Consider the following 16,986-nt stretch of genomic DNA (forward strand, 5'->3'; position numbering starts at 1 on the left):
CTTACCGTGAATGGCGCGCATAAGTCAGTGTTTCCCCGCGCGCGCCGCCCATCCAGACGTCGTTGCAGGCAGCTGCGAACTCGTCGAGACCCTCGACGATGGTCGCGAACACATTGCCCGGGACCCAGCCCACATCGCCGTTGACCAGCAGATTGTTGCGGCCGTAGAACACCGCGAGGTCGATGAGCAGCCGATGCTCGGCGGGGGCCGATCCGCTGTCGTAGCCGTAGGCCGGGTTCTCGAGCACTCCGTCGAAAGTGAAATAGCACAGATCACCCGGGATCGGGGTGATGGTGGTGTTCTCCATCCCCGGTTCCGCCGGAGCGAAGGCCGGCAGCAGCGTGTAGATCTCGTTGCGCGCGAACTTGCCGTGAAAAACCTGCCCTCCCAGCGGCAGTGCGTCCCAGACCGCGGCGGCGGTGCGCGGCGCCTCGGCGTCCAGCATCCGCGCCACCGCGCGCACGCCTCGCTTCTCCAGTGTCACGGTGATGAATCGGTCATCTCGGGACCGTGCGCCCGTCCGCTGTTCCTCGGTCACGGCCGATCCCCCAACATGGTGAAGCCGGCGGCCGCCTCGTACGCCGCCGCGACGCGCAGAACGGTTGCGTCATGATGGCGTGCGCCGACGAACTGCGCCCCGGTCGGCAGACCATCGGCGAATCCGCTCGGCACGGAGATCGCCGGTTGGCCGGTGAGATTGAACGGGTAGGTGTAGGGGGTCCACGAGGTCCAGTCGGGAGATGCCGACCCGTCGGGAACCGTGCGACCGGCCCCGAATGCGACGGTCGGCATCGACGGGGTCAGCAGGACGTCGAATTCCTGGTGGAGAAGGCTCATCTGGGTGCCCATCTCCATCCGCAGGGCAGTGGCACCGACGACATCGGCCGCGCTGAGGTCGCGGTGGCGCTCGAGCGCCTCGATCAGCAGCGGGTCCACCCGCTCGGCGGCATGCGGGCCGAGCCCCCGCACGACGACGCCGGCACCGGCGAACCAGATGACGTGATAGGCCCAGGCGGGGTCATCCCAGCCCAGATCGACCTTCTCCACCGTCGCCCCGAGCTGCTCGAGGACTGATGCGACCCGGTCGGTATTCGCCTGAACACCTGGGTCATTCGAGCCGAATCCGAGATCGGCGCTGTACCCGACACGGAGATCCGCGAGGTCGCGAACCTCGTGGACCGCCGTGGCCATACTCGTCGACGACGGAGGCAGGGCCGACCAGTCGCGCGCGTCGAATCCGCTCAGGACATCCAGCAGCGCAGCGCAATCCGACACGGTCCGTGTCATCGGGCCGACGTGTGCCACCGGCGCGAACGGACTCGGCGGATACATCGGCACCCGTCCCATCGTGGGTTTGAACCCGACGACGCCGCAGTAGGCGGCCGGTATACGGATGGAACCGCCACCGTCGGTGCCGACCGACATCGGCCCCAGACCGGCCGCGAGGGCCGCGGCACTGCCCCCGCTCGACCCGCCCGGTGTCCGCGTCGTATCCCACGGGTTGCGGGTGACACCGGTCCGCGGACTGTCGGTCACGCCCTTCCAGCCGAACTCCGGCGTGGTGACCTTGCCGAGTAACACCGCGCCGGCCTCACGCAGACGGGCAACGGCCGGCGCGTCGGTGTCCCACACCATCTGATCGGGTTCGATCGTCAGCGAACCGCGCAGTGTCGGCCATCCGGCGGTGAGGAGGAGGTCCTTGATCGAGACGGGCACTCCGTCGAGTGGACCGATGGGCGTCCCGGCCGCGAATCTCGCCGTGGATTCCACGGCCGCAGCCATCGTCCGGTCCCGGTCGACCAGGCAGAACGCATTGATCGGCGGATCGACGTCCTCGATGGCGTCGAGCAGCTCCGTCGCCACCGCCTCCGGTGTGAGCGCACCGGTACGGTAGGCCTCGGCCAGTTCCGTGGCGCTGAGCCACCGCGTGGCGTCCGACATGCGCCCCCTCGGAGAGTTGGTAGATTGTTGACAATCTACCTTGGAGGTGTGGGCGTGACAACTGCCGTCGCCATGCTGTATCCCGGCCACGCCGCCGAGGACGACTACGAACTCATCGAGGCGGCCATCGGTGCCGCGGCACCCTCCCTCGGGGTCCGATTGCCGGTCCTCATCACCGAGGTGGACTCCGACAATCACACCGTCGAGGCCATGGCGGCGGTCGGCGAACGGGGCCGCCTCGCCGACGGCGTTCGGCGAGCGCTGGACCACCATCCGTCGGCGGTCATGTGGGCGTGCACCTCCGGCAGTTTCGTCTACGGCTTCGACGGCGCCCGACGCCAGGCCGCCGACGTCGCCGACCGGGCGGGCCGTCCGGCCTCGTCGACATCGCTGGCGTTCGCCGGGGCGTGCAGGCATCTCGGCCTGTCGCGGGTCGCGATCGCCGCGACCTACCCGGAGCCGCTGGCCGCCCGGTTCATCGGGTTCCTCGCCGACGCCGGTGTCGAGGTTGTTGCCCTGCGCGCCAACGACATCGGGACCGCCACCGAGGCAGGCACATTCGACGGTGACGGGTTGTTCGAGATGCTCGCGGCCGCCGACTGCGATTCGGCACAGGCGATCGTGGTTCCCGACACCGCATTACACACCGCGATGTGGATCACCGACCTCGAGACCTACGTCGGCAAACCCGTGCTCACGGCCAACCAGGTCACCGCGTGGGAGGGGCTCCGGCTCGCCGGTCTCTCGGTCGAGGTGCCCGGCCTCGGGAGCCTGTTCACCTCTCCGTCCGACCCACCCGCTGGTTGAGCAGCGAGGAGCACAGCGACACCACATGCCGCACACCAGGATTGCACTGGTCCGGTCCCGTCGCGCGAGGGATGAGATCGTCAGAAGGGTGGTGGGTCGAGGCGGTCGAGTTCTTCGCGGGCTCGTTTGTTGCGTGCGCGTTCTTGTCGCCGGCGGGCGAGTTTGGCGTCCAGTCGGCTGTGCGTGCGCTCCGGGTTGTCGGAGGTGATCACCCGTGGGGTGGGTGGGGCTTGGGCGGCTTGTTCGAACCGGATCCGACGCACATTGGGGAAGGTGTCTTCGAGGGTTTCGGCGTCCCCGGGAAGGGTGACCCCTTCGGGGGTCTCGTAGTCGGTGACCAGGCGTCCGTCTTCGTCGCGGTACTGCACATCCACCCAGTTCCCGTGGGTCTTGAACAGGTGACTAGGGCGGCATTTGGCGTTGAGGTTCTCACTCGACGTCGCCCCACCCCGGGCAGGATCGGTGTGGTCGTACTCGGTGACATGGTCGAGATCGCAGGCGAACGCCGAACGGGTGCAGCCGGGCTCGGTGCAATAGCCGTCCCGCACCCGAACGAAATCAGCGCACGACGCGGTCGGCCGGTACCCGTTGCCAGGATGGGTCGCCGGATACACCACCGCAACGGCCGAGGCGAGGCCACCGGTCCCGCCGACGCCACCGGATTCGGCTGCGTCGACATCAGTGCCGCCGTGGACATTCGAACCGATTGTGTCGGCCGGCGCGGGGCGATGGGCAGTTCGCTGCGCGTCATCGTCGGCGGTACCGACCACATAGGTGGGTGCGGTACGGGCAGGGGTCACCGGGGTGAGGGTGGCGTCGGGGCGGGCGGCGAGGTCCCGGACGTGTTCATCGCTGATGATGCCGTGCTCGTCGAGGAATCCCACCCCCGGCGCCCCAGCGAGGGTCGCGGCATCGGTCACCACATGAATCACGACCTCGGCGCGAACGGCGTCGAGCACACTCTGCGGGTCCGGGATCGTGGCGGTGCAGGGCTCATCGCCGTTGCACTGGCAGTCGAAGCTGGTGCGGGTCAACAGGGCGAACATCGCATCGGACTTGCGTATCCCCTTGGTGCGGCCATCTTGCTTACAAACCGCATCAGCGAGGATGGCGACCGCTTTGGCCGAGACCCGCACGTTCTCCGCCGACATCACGGCGGTGAGTTCGGCGGTGCCGTCGGGCAGTTCGTGGGTCCACACCCCACGTTGGTCCATCGCGTCTTTGCGGCGCTCGCGCACCGCATCGGGGTCGTGCCGGAAGACCAGTCGGTCGACCATGTCCCGTAGCCGCGCCCGGTCCCACACGCCCGAGCGCCGGCGAATCGTCGCGGCGATCTCGGCATCCAGGCCGGGGGTGATCGGGTCATCGGCGCGGATCAACTCGGTGCGGGAGATGATCAGCCGAATCTGCCACTGCGACAGGATCCCGTCACGCAGGGTGTCCGCGACCTCGGGGAGCCGGTCTCGTAGCGCGATAGCGTCGTCGATGAGTATCTCTGCCTGCCGTCGCGACACCGCGGCTTGACGGGCGATCCGGGCGGCGCAGTCGGCGTGGCCGTCCATCACGAATCCCGACGCGCTGGTGGTGACCAGGCGGTCGACCATCACCGCGATCGTCTGATACCGATGCCAGGCGAGATAGGACTCCCCGCGTCGTGACGCGTCGAGGCCGACCATCAACATGACCATGTCGGTCTCGGCCGCGCAGGCAGGGTCGACCCCGGCGACGAACTCGCCCGGCAGATCGGTCCACACCCTCACCACGCCCCCCGACGCCTGTTCTGCCACCCGCCCCGAGTTGGGTGATCTGATACGACCAATGTAAACCCGGCCACCGACATTCCCGGATGAGTCTCCACAGGAGGCGAGGTCGTCGTCGACGAAATAGAATCTGGGCGTTGCGGTATGGTGCCGGCCGGCTCGTGGCGGCTGAGTTCCTCAGGTCACCGGCCACCAGGTGGTTTCGACTCGGCGCCTCGCTTCGCTCGGAGCCGGCTCAACCAGCGGAGGGCGGGCGCCGCGACCTCGACGCACGCCTACGTCGCTTGCTCGGCCCGGCGGCTTCGCTCGGGCCGGCTCAACCAGCGGAGGGGTCGCCGGTTCAACCCGGCAGGGGGGAACTGCCAAAGAAGCCGGAGTCGCGCAACAATGCACAGTCAACGGGCGGGATCGGACGCACGTCAATCCAGCACCGCCTTCGCGACCGTGACGCACGTCGTGATCCACTCACGGTCGGTCGGGCGCAGTGCGCGCGACGCACGTTCGGCATCCTCGATCGCCCAGTGCGCGTTGAGGATCATCCGCACGATGACCCAGTCGCGCGCACGATCCGGATCGAGGTTCGCCGCGTCGGTGATCGTGGAGAAGCGCCGGCGGATGTCGTATCGCACGTCGGAAGCGCGCGTGTCCAGACGGTTCCACATCATGGGGGCGAGTTCGTAGTGTGCATCACCCGACATCGGGCTGGGATCGATGGCGGTCCAGCGGCCGTCGGCATCGGCGAGGACGTTCTCGTGGTGGAGGTCGCCGTGCACGATGACGCCCACGGTGGCGGCGTCGGCGAGGAAGTCCCGGCCGAGGGAGAGCGCTTGCTCGACAAAGCGTCTCGGCACCGGCGCGTCGCGCGGGATGCCGGCCAGGTCGTCCAGCCACCGCTCCAGATGCGCGGTGAGTGGCGTGAGCCGGCCCGGCGCCGGGATGTGCAACCGGCCGTAGAGACCGGCGACCACCAGACAGGCCTCGTCGTCGTCGACGGTCGTCAGGTCGCGTCGGGTGAGTCGTTCGAGGAGGATCGCGCGGCGACGGGGATCGGCGCGCAGCATTCGCACCGCCCCACGACCGTGCCAATGGTGCAGTCCCAGAGCCTCGTGCGCGCCCTCGTCGTCTCCGTCGAACGCCACCTTCAGGACAGCCGGCGCACCCTCGCGATCGAACACCGGGACCACGAGCGATTCGAACCCGTGCCACAACTCGTCGCCGTCGCGGCGCAGGGCCCACTCGTCGAGGAGTCCCGAGATCGTGACCGGGAGGCGTCGCAGCCAATCCGCCCAGAGCGGCCCCAACTCGGCCTGATCCGACAATCCGGCCGGGATGTCGGAGGCGGCGATCATCCCGGCCCCGACCGGACGAATCGGTAGCCCATCCCGGCCTCGGTGAGGAGGTGGCGGGGATGTGCTGGATCCTCTTCGAGTTTGCGCCGCAGGCTCGCCAGGTAGACGCGCAGATAGTTGCTCTGACCGAGATATCCCGGACCCCAGACCGAGGTCAGGATGTCGCTCTGCGACACCAGCTTTCCCTCGTGACGTACCAGCAGTTCCAGGATGCCCCACTCGGTCGGCGTGAGATGGACCGGAACTCCTCCGCGAGTCACCTGTTTCGCGGCGAGGTCGACGACGAACGCGCCCGCGTCCACCACCGGGGACTCCGACGTCGCGTTCGACGCGGAGCCACGCCGCAGTGCGGCCCGCAACCGGGCCAGGAACTCCTCCATGCCAAACGGTTTGGTCACGTAGTCATCGGCCCCCGAGTCCAGGGCGACGACCTTGTCGGCGGCGTCGGTCCGCGCCGACAGGACGATGACGGGAACGGTCGTCCATCCGCGCAACCCCTCGAGGACCGTCAGGCCGTCGATGTCGGGCAGGCCCAGATCGAGCACCACCACGTGCGGGTTCTCCCGCGCCGCCGCCGTCAGCGCGGCGGCACCGGTGGCCGCGGTCGTCACCGCGAAGCCGCGCGCGTTGAGGTTGATCCGCAAGGCCCGCAACAACTGCGGCTCGTCGTCGACGACCAGGACCCTCGTCTTGTCGGTCGTCGATTTCTCCGGGTTCATCCGGCCGGCCCTCCCGTCACCACGGGAGCGTCGTCGTCGGTCGCGGGCAGGTCGACGACCATCGTGGCACCGCCACCCGGCGTGTCCTCGATACCGAGCACTCCCCCGATCGCGGTGACGAATCCCCGTGCCACCGACAACCCCAGACCCACCCCCGACGACGCGCCGCTGGTATCACCTCCCTGATGGAAAGCCGCGAAGACCCGGTCGCGGTCCTCGACCGGGAGACCCGGCCCGTGGTCCACGATGCGGATCACACATCGGGGCGGGTCGGCCGCGGTCAACCCGGCGGTGACCTCCACATGGCCGCCGGCGTGGCGCCGCGCGTTGTCGATGAGGTTCGCCAGCGCACGTTCGAGCAATCCGGGATCCGTGTAGGCCCAGGCGTGCCCGAGGTCGAAGGACAGGGCGGGCTCCGGATCGAGTCGGACCACCGCCGCGGCGGCGCGATGCACGACCTCGGGGAGGAAGGTCCGCTGCCGGTGCGGCCGGACCGCGCCCGCGGCGAGCCGGGAGGAATCCAACAGGTTCCCCACCAGCGAGGTGAGGTGGTCGACCGACTCGTCGACGGTCGCCAGCAGTTCTGCGGTGTCCTCGGCGCTGAAGGTGACGTCGTCGCTGCGCAGGCTCGACACCGCGGCCTTCGCCGCGGCCAGTGGTGTCCGGAGGTCATGGCTGACCGCCGAGAGCAGAGCTCGGCGCAACTCGTCGGTGCGCGCGAGCGCCTCGGCCGTCGCCGCCTCGGCTTCCAGGGCGTGACGCTGCACCGCGCCCGCGGCCTGCCCGGCCACCGCCGCGAGTACACGGCGGTCCCGCGCACCGAGTTTCGGTCCACGCAGGAGCAGTTCGAACGTCTCGCCGGGCACGACGCACACCGTGTCGGCGTCCTCGGGTGTCGCCGGTGGCGAGGAGCCCACCGCGGCCTCGACCGTGCGAGTCGAGCGTGAGGTCCGCCGCACGACCGCCACCGCCGACTGGTCGTAGGTCTCGCGGAATCGTTCCAGCAGGACCGGCACGTCGGCACCGCCGAGCACGACGCTGGAGAACAGCGCCAGCAACTCGGCCTCGCGCGCGGCGTCCTGCGCCTGCGCGCGCCGGACGGTTGCCGAATCCACCAGCGCGGCAACCGCGATCGCGATCACCAGCATGACCAGGATGGTGATCAGATTGTCGGGCTGGCTGATCGTGAACGTGAATCGCGGGTCGGTGAAGAAGAAGTTCAGCAGCAGCCCCGAGATCACTGCCGACAGAGCAGCCGGCAGGATGCCGCCGAGCATCGACACCGCGAGCACCGCAACGAAGTACAGCGCCGACTGGCTGGCGAAGCCCAACCACGGATCGAGGGCCTGCAGCAGCCCGGTGAGACCGACCGGGACCACGACCGCGAACACCCAACTCAACGGCCGGTGAAAGCGGGTGTCCCGGATGTCGAGCCGGGACCGTCGGGTCGTCTCGTCATGGGTCACCATGTGCACATCGATGCGGCCGCTCTCGCTGACCACGGCGGCCCCGACGCCCTCGTCGAAGATCCGCTGCCACCTCGGTCGCCGCGACGTCCCGAGAACGAGCTGGGTGGCGTTGACCCCGCGGGCGAACTCCAGCAGCGTGCTCGGGATGTCGTCGCCGACGACGGTGTGGATCCGTGCCCCGAATCCCGCGGCGAGCTCCTTGAGCGCGGCGAGGTCGATCCGCGCACCGGTCAGCCCGTCGCCCCGGACCACGTGGACGGCCAGCAGTTCCGCGCTCGAACGCGATGCGATCCGACTCGCCCGCCGGAGCAGCGTCGGCGACTCGGCGCCGCCGGTGACGGCTACGACGACCCGCTCGCGCGCTTCCCACGTCTCGGTGATCGAATGTGCCGCACGGTAATCCGCGAGCTTGTCGTCGACCTGGTCGGCCAGCCACAGCAGCGCGAGTTCGCGGAGCGCGGTGAGATTGCCCTGCCGGAAGTAGTTGGCCAGGGCACCCTCGACACGTCCGCCCGGGTAGACCTTGCCCGCGGACAGGCGCTGCCGCAACGCCTGCGGATCGATGTCGACCAGTTCGATCTCGTCGGCACCGCGCACGATGTCGTCGGGCACGGTCTCCCGTTGCACCACTCCGGTGATCTGGGCGACGACATCGTTCAGGCTCGCCAGGTGCTGGATGTTGATCGTCGAGTACACATCGATGCCGGCACCGAGCAACTCCTCGATGTCCGCCCACCGCTTGCGATTTCGAGATCCGGGGACATTCGTGTGCGCGAGCTCGTCGACGAGTGCCACCTGCGGTCGGCGACCCAGCACCGCGTCGAGATCCATCTCCTCCAGCGGCGTCCCGCGGTACGACCGGCTGATGCGCGGAACGGTCTCCAGTCCCTCGGCAAGCGCGGCAGTGGCCACCCGGCCGTGGGTTTCGACGATGCCGATCACGACATCCGTCCCCTCGTCGACGAGGGTTCGGGCCTGGGCGAGCATCTCGTAGGTCTTCCCGACACCGGGTGCACAGCCGAGGAACACCCGCAGTGTCCCCCGCCCCTCGGAGAGTCCGGCCGGTGAGGTCATCGGCCGAGTCTAACGTCGGTCACGGGGCGCGACAGCCGGGTGGCGCATGACCCAGCGCGAGGTTCACCTCGAGGACGTTCACGCGTGGTTGCCCGAGGAATCCGAACTGTCGGCCCTCGGTGTGCTCGTCGATGACTGCCTCGATCTCCGCGGGTGTGCGACGGTTCTCGCGGGCCAGCCTCGCGACCTGCAGACCGGCGTATTCGGGACTGATGTGCGGATCGAGTCCCGAGCCCGATCCGGTCACCGCGTCGGCCGGGACCTGTGCCGGTGCGACCCCCTCCCGTTCGGCGATCAGCGCACGTCGCGCGGCGACGTTGGTGAGCAGGACCTCGCTGTTGGGTCCCTGGTTGGTCGCCGCCGATGCCGACGGATCGCCGGTCGCCATCGGTTCGCCGGCAGCCCCCAGGACCCGGGCGTGCAGGTATGGGTCGGGCGCACCCGGTTCGACCCGCGGATCGAGACCGATCAGCGTGGATCCGACGGGGCAGCCCGCGGCGTCGGAGACCTGCGACCCCTCCGCGCCTGCGGTGTTCACCCGCGAGATCGCCCACACCGCAGCCGGATAGGCGAGGCCGAGGATCAGCGTGAGACCCAGGATCATGCCCGCGGCGGCGACACATTGCCGGACGAAGCCGGACCAGACTGTGTTCATGAGGTCATCCCATTCCCGGTAGCAGACGGACGACGAGGTCGATCAGCCAGATTCCGACGAACGGCGTGACGACCCCACCGACCCCGTAAACAGCTAGATTGCGGCCCAACAACTTCGACGCCGTGTCCGGCCGGTAGCGCACGCCGCGCAACGACAGCGGGATGAGTGCCACGATGATCAGCGCGTTGAAGATCACCGCGGACACGATCGCCGACTGCGCCGAGTGGAGACCCATGATGTTGAGGGCGTCGAGCTGCGGATAGACGGCGGTGAACATGGCGGGCAGGATCGCGAAGTACTTGGCGAGGTCGTTGGCGAGCGAGAACGTCGTCAGCGCACCCCGGGTGATCAGCAACTGCTTGCCGATGCCGACCACCTCGATGAGTTTGGTCGGGTCGGAGTCGAGGTCCACCATGTTGCCGGCTTCCTTCGCCGCCGACGTCCCGGTGTTCATCGCCAGCCCGACGTCGGCCTGTGCCAGCGCGGGTGCGTCGTTGGTGCCGTCACCGGTCATCGCGACCAGGCGTCCGGCGGCCTGCTCGGCGCGGATGAGGTCGAGTTTCTGTTCGGGGGTGGCCTCGGCGACGAAGTCGTCGACGCCTGCCTCGGTCGCGATCGCCCGGGCGGTGAGCGGATTGTCGCCGGTCACCATCACGGTGCGGATGCCCATCGCGCGCAGCTGCGCGAACCGTGCCGTCATGCCCGGTTTCACCACGTCGGACAACGCGATCACACCCATGACCCGGGCCGGTTGCCCGTGGGTGCGAACCCCGACCACGAGCGGTGTACCGCCCGCCGACGAGACCCGCTCCACATCGGCGGCGACGGTGTCGTCGACGGTTCCCTCGCCGGCGGCGACCCATCGGGCGACCGCATCGGCGGCGCCCTTGCGGTACTCGACGAGTGCACCGCCGTCGTCGGAATCCACGCCGCTCATCCGCGTTTGCGCGGTGAACGGGATGGTCGTGTCGGCCCCGCCGTCCGTCGTGACGCCGTACGCGGACCGGCAGAGTTCGACGATGCTGCGGCCCTCGGGTGTGTCGTCGGCGAGGCTGCACCGACAGGCGACACGCGCCAGTTCGTCGACGGACACTCCCGGTGCCGGGTTGAGGTCGGTGGCGCGGCGGTTGCCGTAGGTGATCGTCCCGGTCTTGTCCATCAGCAGCGTGTCGATGTCACCGGCAGCCTCGACCGCGCGTCCCGACATGGCCAGGACATTGCGCTGAACCAGCCGATCCATGCCCGCGATCCCGATCGAACTGAGCAGGGCGCCGATGGTGGTCGGGATGAGGCAGACCAGCAGCGCGATCAGCTTCACCGGATCGGGCGATTGCCCGGCGTACTCCTGCATCGGCGCGACCGCGACCACCGCGAGCAGGAAGATCACCGTCAGGCTGGTCAGCAGGATGTCGAGCGCGATCTCGTTGGGGGTCTTCTTGCGGGCGGCACCCTCGACGAGGGCGATCATCCGGTCGACGAAGGTCTCCCCGGGTGCCGTGGTGATCCGGACGACGATGCGGTCGGAGAGCACCACGGTTCCACCGGTGACCGCCGACCGGTCGCCACCGGATTCACGGACGACCGGCGCGGACTCACCGGTGATCGCCGACTCGTCCACGGTGGCGATCCCGTCGACGACGTCGCCGTCACCGGCGATGACCTCGCCCGCCTCGACCAGGACGAGGTCGCCGACCCGCAGGTCGCTGCCGGAGATCTCCTCGGTCGCCCCGACCCCGGCAACGTCATCACCGTCGATCAGTCTGCGGGCGATCGTGTCGCGCTTGACCTTTCGAAGACTGTCGGCCTGCGCGCGACCACGACCCTCGGCCACGGCCTCGGCGAGGTTGGCGAACAGAACGGTGAACCACAGCCAGGCGGCGACGGTCCAGCTGAACCAGGACGGATGCAGCGCCGCGAGCACGGTGGTGACGACGGCTCCGAGGAACACCACGAACATCACCGGGTTCCGGGCCTGGGCCCGCGGGGCGAGCTTCCGTAGCGCGAGTGGCATCGACGTCACCAGCGAGCGGATGTCGAAGGCGCCGCGCGACACCAGTGGCGATGCCGGTTGATCGGACTTCTCGGCGCCCGGCGTCGCGGGTTCGTCGGTGGGGACGAATTGTGTGGTCACAGGAGTGCCTCGGCGATCGGTCCCAGCGCCATGGCCGGGAAGAAGGTGAGTCCGGCGACGAGCACGATGGTCGCGGCCAGCAGGAATCCGAACAGGAGACCGGAGGTGGGCAGGGTCGAGCGCGCCTCCGACGCACCGACATCCGGAGCGATCTCGGTCGGCCCGGGCATCACCGCGGTCGACGATCCGCTCGCGCGGTTCACCGCGACGGCGACGGGTGCGACGGCAGGTGCAGCGGTGCCGCCGCCGCGCGGGATCTGCCGGGCGAGAAGTCCGGCCAGCGCGAGCACCACCACGATGGGCAGGAACCGACCGAGCAGCATGGCCATGCCGAGCGAGCCCTGGAACCAGTCACCGGTCGCCGTGAGGCCACCGAAGGCGCTGCCGTTGTTGTTGGCCGCCGAGGCGTAGGCATACAGGACTTCGCTGAAGCCGTGGATCGAGCCCGGACTCCCCGGGTCCCCGCTGTTGCCCTGCGCCTCGGTCGTCGATCCCAGGATCATCGAGATCCCGGTGCCGGTCAGCACGAGGGCAGGCATCACCAGCACATACAGTGCCGCCATGGTGATCTCGTGCTGTCCGATGCGTTTGCCGAGGAAGGTCGGTGAGCGTCCGACGAGCAGCCCCCCGATGAACACGGTGATCATCGCCATGACGAGGATGCCGTACAGACCCGACCCGACGCCGCCGGGTGCGACCTCGCCGAGGAGCATGTTCCACAGGACGGCGCCGCCGCCGACCGCCGAGAAACTGTCGTGCGCGGAGTTCACCGCGCCGGTCGACGTGCCGGTGGTCGAGACCGCGAACAGGGCCGATCCGGGGATCCCGAACCGGACCTCCTTGCCTTCCAGCATCGCCCCGGCGGCCGCGGAAGCGCTTCCTGCGGTGCGGCTCTCGAAGAACCACACGAGGGTGAGCATCAGCGACCAGATGGCGGCCATCACGGCCAGCAGTGTCAGACCCTGCCGCCGGTCGCGGACCAGGGTCCCGTAGGTGCGCGTCAGGCAGACCGGGATCAGCAGGAGTGCGGTGATCTCCAGCAGGTTCGACAGCGGCGTGGGGTTCGAGAACGGGTGTGCCGAGTTCGCCGACAGCGTCCCGCCCCCATTGGTGCCGAGTTCCTTGATGGCCTCCTGCGAGGCGAACGGACCGAGCATGCTGCGCGCATCGGCACCGTCGAGGGTGGTCCACCCGAAACCGGTGTGCCAGGACTGGACCAGGCCCTGCGTGATCAGCAGGGTCGCGAGGACCAGGCTGAGCGGCAGCAGGATTCGGATCGATCCACGCACCAGGTCCACCCAGAAGTTCCCGATCTCGCCGGTCCCACGACGACTCACGATGCCGCGGATGACCGCCATCGCGACCGCCATGCCCACCGCTGCGGAGACGAAGTTCTGGACGGCGAACCCGAGCATCTGCGTCAGGTTGCTCATCACCAGTTCGGGCGAGAAAGACTGCCAATTGGTGTTGCTCACGAAGGAGATGGCGGTGTTGAACGCCATCGAGGGAGGCACGCCGGACTTGCCGTCGGACCACGGCAACACCCCCTGCAGACGCTGCAGCAGGTAGACGACGAGGAACGAGATCAACGAGAAGGCCAGCACCGCAAGCGCATAACCCACCCAGGTCTGCTGACGACGCGGGTCGACCCGCGCCATCCGGTACAGCAGGCGCTCGACTCGGAGGTCTCGAGCACCGGTGTACACCCGCGCCATGTAGTCGCCCAGCGGGACGTAGGCGACAGCGAGGATGATCACGAGCGCGGCCACCTGGAGCAACCCCGCAACAGTTGTGTTCACGAGATCAGAACCTCTCCGGGAACACCAGCGCGACGAGCAGGAACACCACGGTCGCGGCGGCGAGCGCCAGCAGCACGATGGTGGTCACCCCGTCCGCGGTCACGACTTGGTCCTGACATCGAGGGCCCGTACGGCCAGCACACACAGGGCGAACCCCGCGAGGGCCGGCAGCAGGTACACGAGGTCCGCCACGCAGTCACTCTCCGATCACATCGACGTCCACCGATTCGGTGGCCACATCGAAGGATCACGCAACCCGGCCGGCTGCGGGAGAGTCCTTAACGCGTTCCATACGCGGACCGCGTGATTATTGACGCCGCGTTGTCATGGCTCGCCGCGTCAGCCCGACGGGCTCCCGGAACGAAACGCCGACCTCATCACCGGGCAGCAGTCGGCGATCCGCCGGTGACCTTGTCCGGCACCAGCTCGCCGTCCGCGATCTGGTCGCGAATCTTGAACTTCTGGATCTTCCCCGTCGGCGTCATGGGGAACGAGTCGGCGAAGAACCACATCGACGGCACCTTGTGCGCCGAGATACGTTCCCGACACCATTCCTTGAGGACATCCGGATCGGGGCGGGCGGACTGGTCTGCCGCGCAGATGACGGCTCCGATCTGCTCACCCCAGTAGTCGTCGGGAACCCCGATAACCGTGACATCATGGATATCAGGATGTTCGAACAGCAGGTCTTCGATCTCGCGCGGGGAGATGTTGACCCCGCCGCGGATGATCATCTCCTTCAGCCGGCCGGTGATCTTCAGGAACCCTCGTTCGTCCATGCTGGCGAGGTCGCCCATGTGCAGCCACCCGTCGGCGTCGATGGTCGCGGCGGTCGCCTCCGGCATGTCGAAGTATCCGAGCATGTTCTGGTATCCGCGACAACAGATCTCGCCTTGATCACCGATCGCGACGACCTTGCCGTCGATCGGGTCGACGAGCTGGATCTCGAGTTCCGGCAGTGGCTGCCCGACGGTGGTTGCCTGGTCCTCTGTCGAGTCGGTGACCTTGGTCTGGCTGATCACACCGTGCATCTCAGTTTGGCCGAAGAGGATCGAGAAACTGCAATTCCACGTGTCCATGACACGGCGCACGAGCGCCTCGGGCACGGTGGCAGCGCCCGACAGGATGGTCTGAAGGCTGGTGAGATCACGCGTCGCGGTGTCGGGGTGATCCAGGAGTGCGATCAGCATCGTCGGAACGAGAAGGCCGTGGGTACCCCGGTAGGTCTCGAAGGCCTCGAGAACGCTGGCTGGGTCGAACCCGGGCAGCACCACGTAGGTGCCGCGCGCCGACATCGTGCCGAGCTCGGTGAACGCGCCTCCGCCGATGTGATACATCGGCATCGCATTGATGCACACTCCGCCGTCATCCATCCCGGCACGCTCGAAGACGAACGATGCCTCGTTCACTATGCCCTTGTGATGCAGCAGAGCGCCCTTGGGGAAGCCGGTCGTGCCCGAGGTGTACTGGATCTGCACGGGGTCCATGGGAGCGACGTGGGGAAGCGCCAGATCAGCGTTCCCGCGCTCGGCGTATGCGGCCCAGTCGCGGTCCGGCACGGTCACTCGAACGGTGTCGACCTCCGCGACGGCGGCCGACACGATGGCACCCAGATCCGCCCCCCGATACGACTGTTGGAAGAAGACACCGACCGCTCCCGACTGCCGCAGAACATAGGCGAGCTCGTCTCGCCGGTAGGCCGGGTTGGCCGCGACGACGACCATCCCGGCCATGGCGATCGCCTGCTGCATGATCACCCAGTCCGCACTGTTGGCCGCGAAGATCGCCACCCGGTCCCCGGACGCGAAATCGCCGAGGAGTGCGCGAGCGAATCGCCGAGTGTCGTCGAGCATCTCGGCGTAGGTCCACGTGCGCCGCTCGTCCTTCTCGGTTACCGCATCGACCAATGCGATCCGATTTGGCACGGCGGAGGCGCACTCCTCCAGAAGGGCCGGCAGCGTGATGTCCCGCACGCCCGCGCTCGGAACCGCGGGCCAGTGAGAAGTGGTGAGTTGCATGGTGCCTCCTTGGGCGTGTGAGCGATGACGCGCGACGCGACCGGCCCACCGCTCTGAGTGCTGCACATCACATATTATCGGTCGTACCATTGGTCCGCAACCCTGATCTTTCGCGGGGCAGCTGCCCCATCAGGCGTCGAAGGTGTTGTCTGCAAGCGACTTTGACACGTGAACGTATGCCGGGCACGCACGCCCGGCAGACAGTGGATGGTCGGCGACGGACGACCTCAACGGCGACTCGCGGTCGACGAATCCGGCTCTGCCGCTGTGCGAATCGACGGGCGTGCCGTACGCCTCCCGTCGACAGATCAGCGCGCGGCCGGTCTCGCGGAGAATCTCAGAACGCGGAGATCCCGCCGTTGACGCTGATGGTCTGTCCCGTCAGGCGAGCTGCGCCCGGGCCGCCGAGGTAGACGATCAGCGACGCCAGATCGTCGGGTTCAGCGACTCCGAGATGTGCCTGCTGGGAGGCCTTTTTGAAGAGTGAACGACTGAAGCCGTCACTGAGGACGTTGTCCGCGGTGCGCGTGCCCCTGACCAACGACGGGGTGACGGCGTTGACGCGCACCCCGTTGCGTTTGCCCTCCACCGCCGCGACTCGCGAGAACATCACGATCGCGGCCATCGCCGCTCCCAGTGCGCTCTCCCCTGGCGTCGGCACCTTGGCCGCGTCGGAGGCGATGTTGATGATGCCTCCGCCGCCCTGCGCCTGCATCAGCGGCAGCACCGCCCGGGTCATCAACATCGGCGGCACGGCCTGCCCCGTGAGGATGTCGGGGAGCGCCGTCATCGGCGTCCGGTGCAACAACTCCGGACGATAGGCCGTCGTCGTGGAATTGACGCAGATGTCCACCGTCCCCAGCGCCGAATGCGCTGTCGCCACACACCTCTCGACCTCATCGATGTTCGACGAATCGGCCGAGACGAACTGTACGTCCACGTCGCGGTGACGATCGAGAACCGTACGTCGCGCTTCCTCGCCCCGCGTGTGATCACGACCCACGAGGACCATGCGCCTCACGCCGGCGGCGGCGAACCCGAGTGCGGTCGCCAGGCCGATCCCCGAAGTGCCGCCGACGATGACGGCCCCGGACTCCTCGTAGGTCCGAACCAGCGGAGATTCTGACATCGATTCACCTCTCGTGGACGCGACCACGAACCATCACGGGTCGACAGATGCTACCGGCACTCGCCGATACTCACACAGAACGTTTTACACGATAGACGCGATCATGTCTAAAATTGTATTGTCTGGGTGCGTAGT

General features: G+C 68.1%; 13 protein-coding genes. 1 reads left to right on the forward strand and 12 read right to left on the reverse strand.

Going from position 1 to position 16,986, the window contains the following annotated elements:
• Nucleotide 1 precedes the first annotated feature (1 nt).
• Both ABIC25_RS08900 and ABIC25_RS08905 read right to left on the reverse strand, forming a co-directional pair.
• Nucleotides 2–538, reverse strand: a complete 537-nt coding sequence (locus tag ABIC25_RS08900; protein ID WP_004021320.1) for a DUF3830 family protein — start codon at nucleotides 536–538, stop codon at nucleotides 2–4.
• Nucleotides 535–1,941, reverse strand: a complete 1,407-nt coding sequence (locus ABIC25_RS08905) for an amidase (RefSeq protein ID WP_354561003.1) — start codon at nucleotides 1,939–1,941, stop codon at nucleotides 535–537. The genes ABIC25_RS08900 and ABIC25_RS08905 overlap by 4 nt, the downstream gene beginning before the upstream one ends.
• Nucleotides 1,942–1,995: 54 nt before the next feature.
• On the opposite strand from ABIC25_RS08905, the gene ABIC25_RS08910 reads away from it, so the two are divergent.
• The gene (locus ABIC25_RS08910) at nucleotides 1,996–2,748 is read left to right on the forward strand and encodes a maleate cis-trans isomerase family protein (RefSeq protein WP_354561004.1); all 753 of its coding nucleotides are present in this window, start codon (nucleotides 1,996–1,998) and stop codon (nucleotides 2,746–2,748) included.
• 80 nt (nucleotides 2,749–2,828) lie between these two features.
• Here ABIC25_RS08910 and ABIC25_RS08915 read toward each other — a convergent pair whose 3' ends face one another.
• The 10 genes from ABIC25_RS08915 to ABIC25_RS08960 form a co-directional block, all read right to left on the reverse strand.
• Nucleotides 2,829–4,502, reverse strand: a complete 1,674-nt coding sequence (locus ABIC25_RS08915; RefSeq protein WP_354561293.1) for an HNH endonuclease signature motif containing protein — start codon at nucleotides 4,500–4,502, stop codon at nucleotides 2,829–2,831.
• Nucleotides 4,503–4,927: 425 nt separating this feature from the next.
• The gene (locus tag ABIC25_RS08920; protein WP_354561006.1) at nucleotides 4,928–5,857 is read right to left on the reverse strand and encodes an aminoglycoside phosphotransferase family protein; all 930 of its coding nucleotides are present in this window, start codon (nucleotides 5,855–5,857) and stop codon (nucleotides 4,928–4,930) included.
• The gene (locus ABIC25_RS08925) at nucleotides 5,854–6,576 is read right to left on the reverse strand and encodes a response regulator (RefSeq protein WP_064569954.1); all 723 of its coding nucleotides are present in this window, start codon (nucleotides 6,574–6,576) and stop codon (nucleotides 5,854–5,856) included. The genes ABIC25_RS08920 and ABIC25_RS08925 overlap by 4 nt, the downstream gene beginning before the upstream one ends.
• Nucleotides 6,573–9,119, reverse strand: a complete 2,547-nt coding sequence (locus ABIC25_RS08930) for a DUF4118 domain-containing protein (RefSeq protein ID WP_354561008.1) — start codon at nucleotides 9,117–9,119, stop codon at nucleotides 6,573–6,575. Before ABIC25_RS08930 ends, ABIC25_RS08925 begins: the two co-directional genes overlap by 4 nt.
• Nucleotides 9,120–9,138: 19 nt before the next feature.
• Nucleotides 9,139–9,774, reverse strand: a complete 636-nt coding sequence (locus tag ABIC25_RS08935) for a potassium-transporting ATPase subunit C (RefSeq protein WP_239403843.1) — start codon at nucleotides 9,772–9,774, stop codon at nucleotides 9,139–9,141.
• Nucleotides 9,775–9,778: 4 nt separating this feature from the next.
• Nucleotides 9,779–11,905 carry a potassium-transporting ATPase subunit KdpB gene (gene kdpB / locus ABIC25_RS08940; protein WP_354561010.1) on the reverse strand — a complete coding sequence of 709 codons (2,127 nt, stop codon included), beginning with the start codon at nucleotides 11,903–11,905 and terminating at the stop codon, nucleotides 9,779–9,781.
• Nucleotides 11,902–13,704: a potassium-transporting ATPase subunit KdpA gene (gene kdpA / locus ABIC25_RS08945; RefSeq protein WP_248643551.1), complete on the reverse strand. Its 1,803-nt coding sequence runs from the start codon at nucleotides 13,702–13,704 to the stop codon at nucleotides 11,902–11,904. The genes kdpB and kdpA overlap by 4 nt, the downstream gene beginning before the upstream one ends.
• 4 nt (nucleotides 13,705–13,708) lie before the next feature.
• Nucleotides 13,709–13,807, reverse strand: a complete 99-nt coding sequence (locus tag ABIC25_RS08950) for a potassium-transporting ATPase subunit F (RefSeq protein ID WP_248643552.1) — start codon at nucleotides 13,805–13,807, stop codon at nucleotides 13,709–13,711.
• 274 nt (nucleotides 13,808–14,081) lie between these two features.
• Nucleotides 14,082–15,722, reverse strand: coding sequence for an AMP-binding protein (locus tag ABIC25_RS08955; protein ID WP_248643553.1), 1,641 nt, complete (start codon nucleotides 15,720–15,722; stop codon nucleotides 14,082–14,084).
• Between the two features lie 337 nt (nucleotides 15,723–16,059).
• Nucleotides 16,060–16,851: an SDR family NAD(P)-dependent oxidoreductase gene (locus ABIC25_RS08960; protein ID WP_248643554.1), complete on the reverse strand. Its 792-nt coding sequence runs from the start codon at nucleotides 16,849–16,851 to the stop codon at nucleotides 16,060–16,062.
• Nucleotides 16,852–16,986 lie beyond the last annotated feature (135 nt).

It is taken from the genome of Gordonia sp. PvP123 (assembly GCF_040547295.1).
Taxonomy (GTDB): Bacteria; Actinomycetota; Actinomycetes; order Mycobacteriales; family Mycobacteriaceae; genus Gordonia; species Gordonia terrae.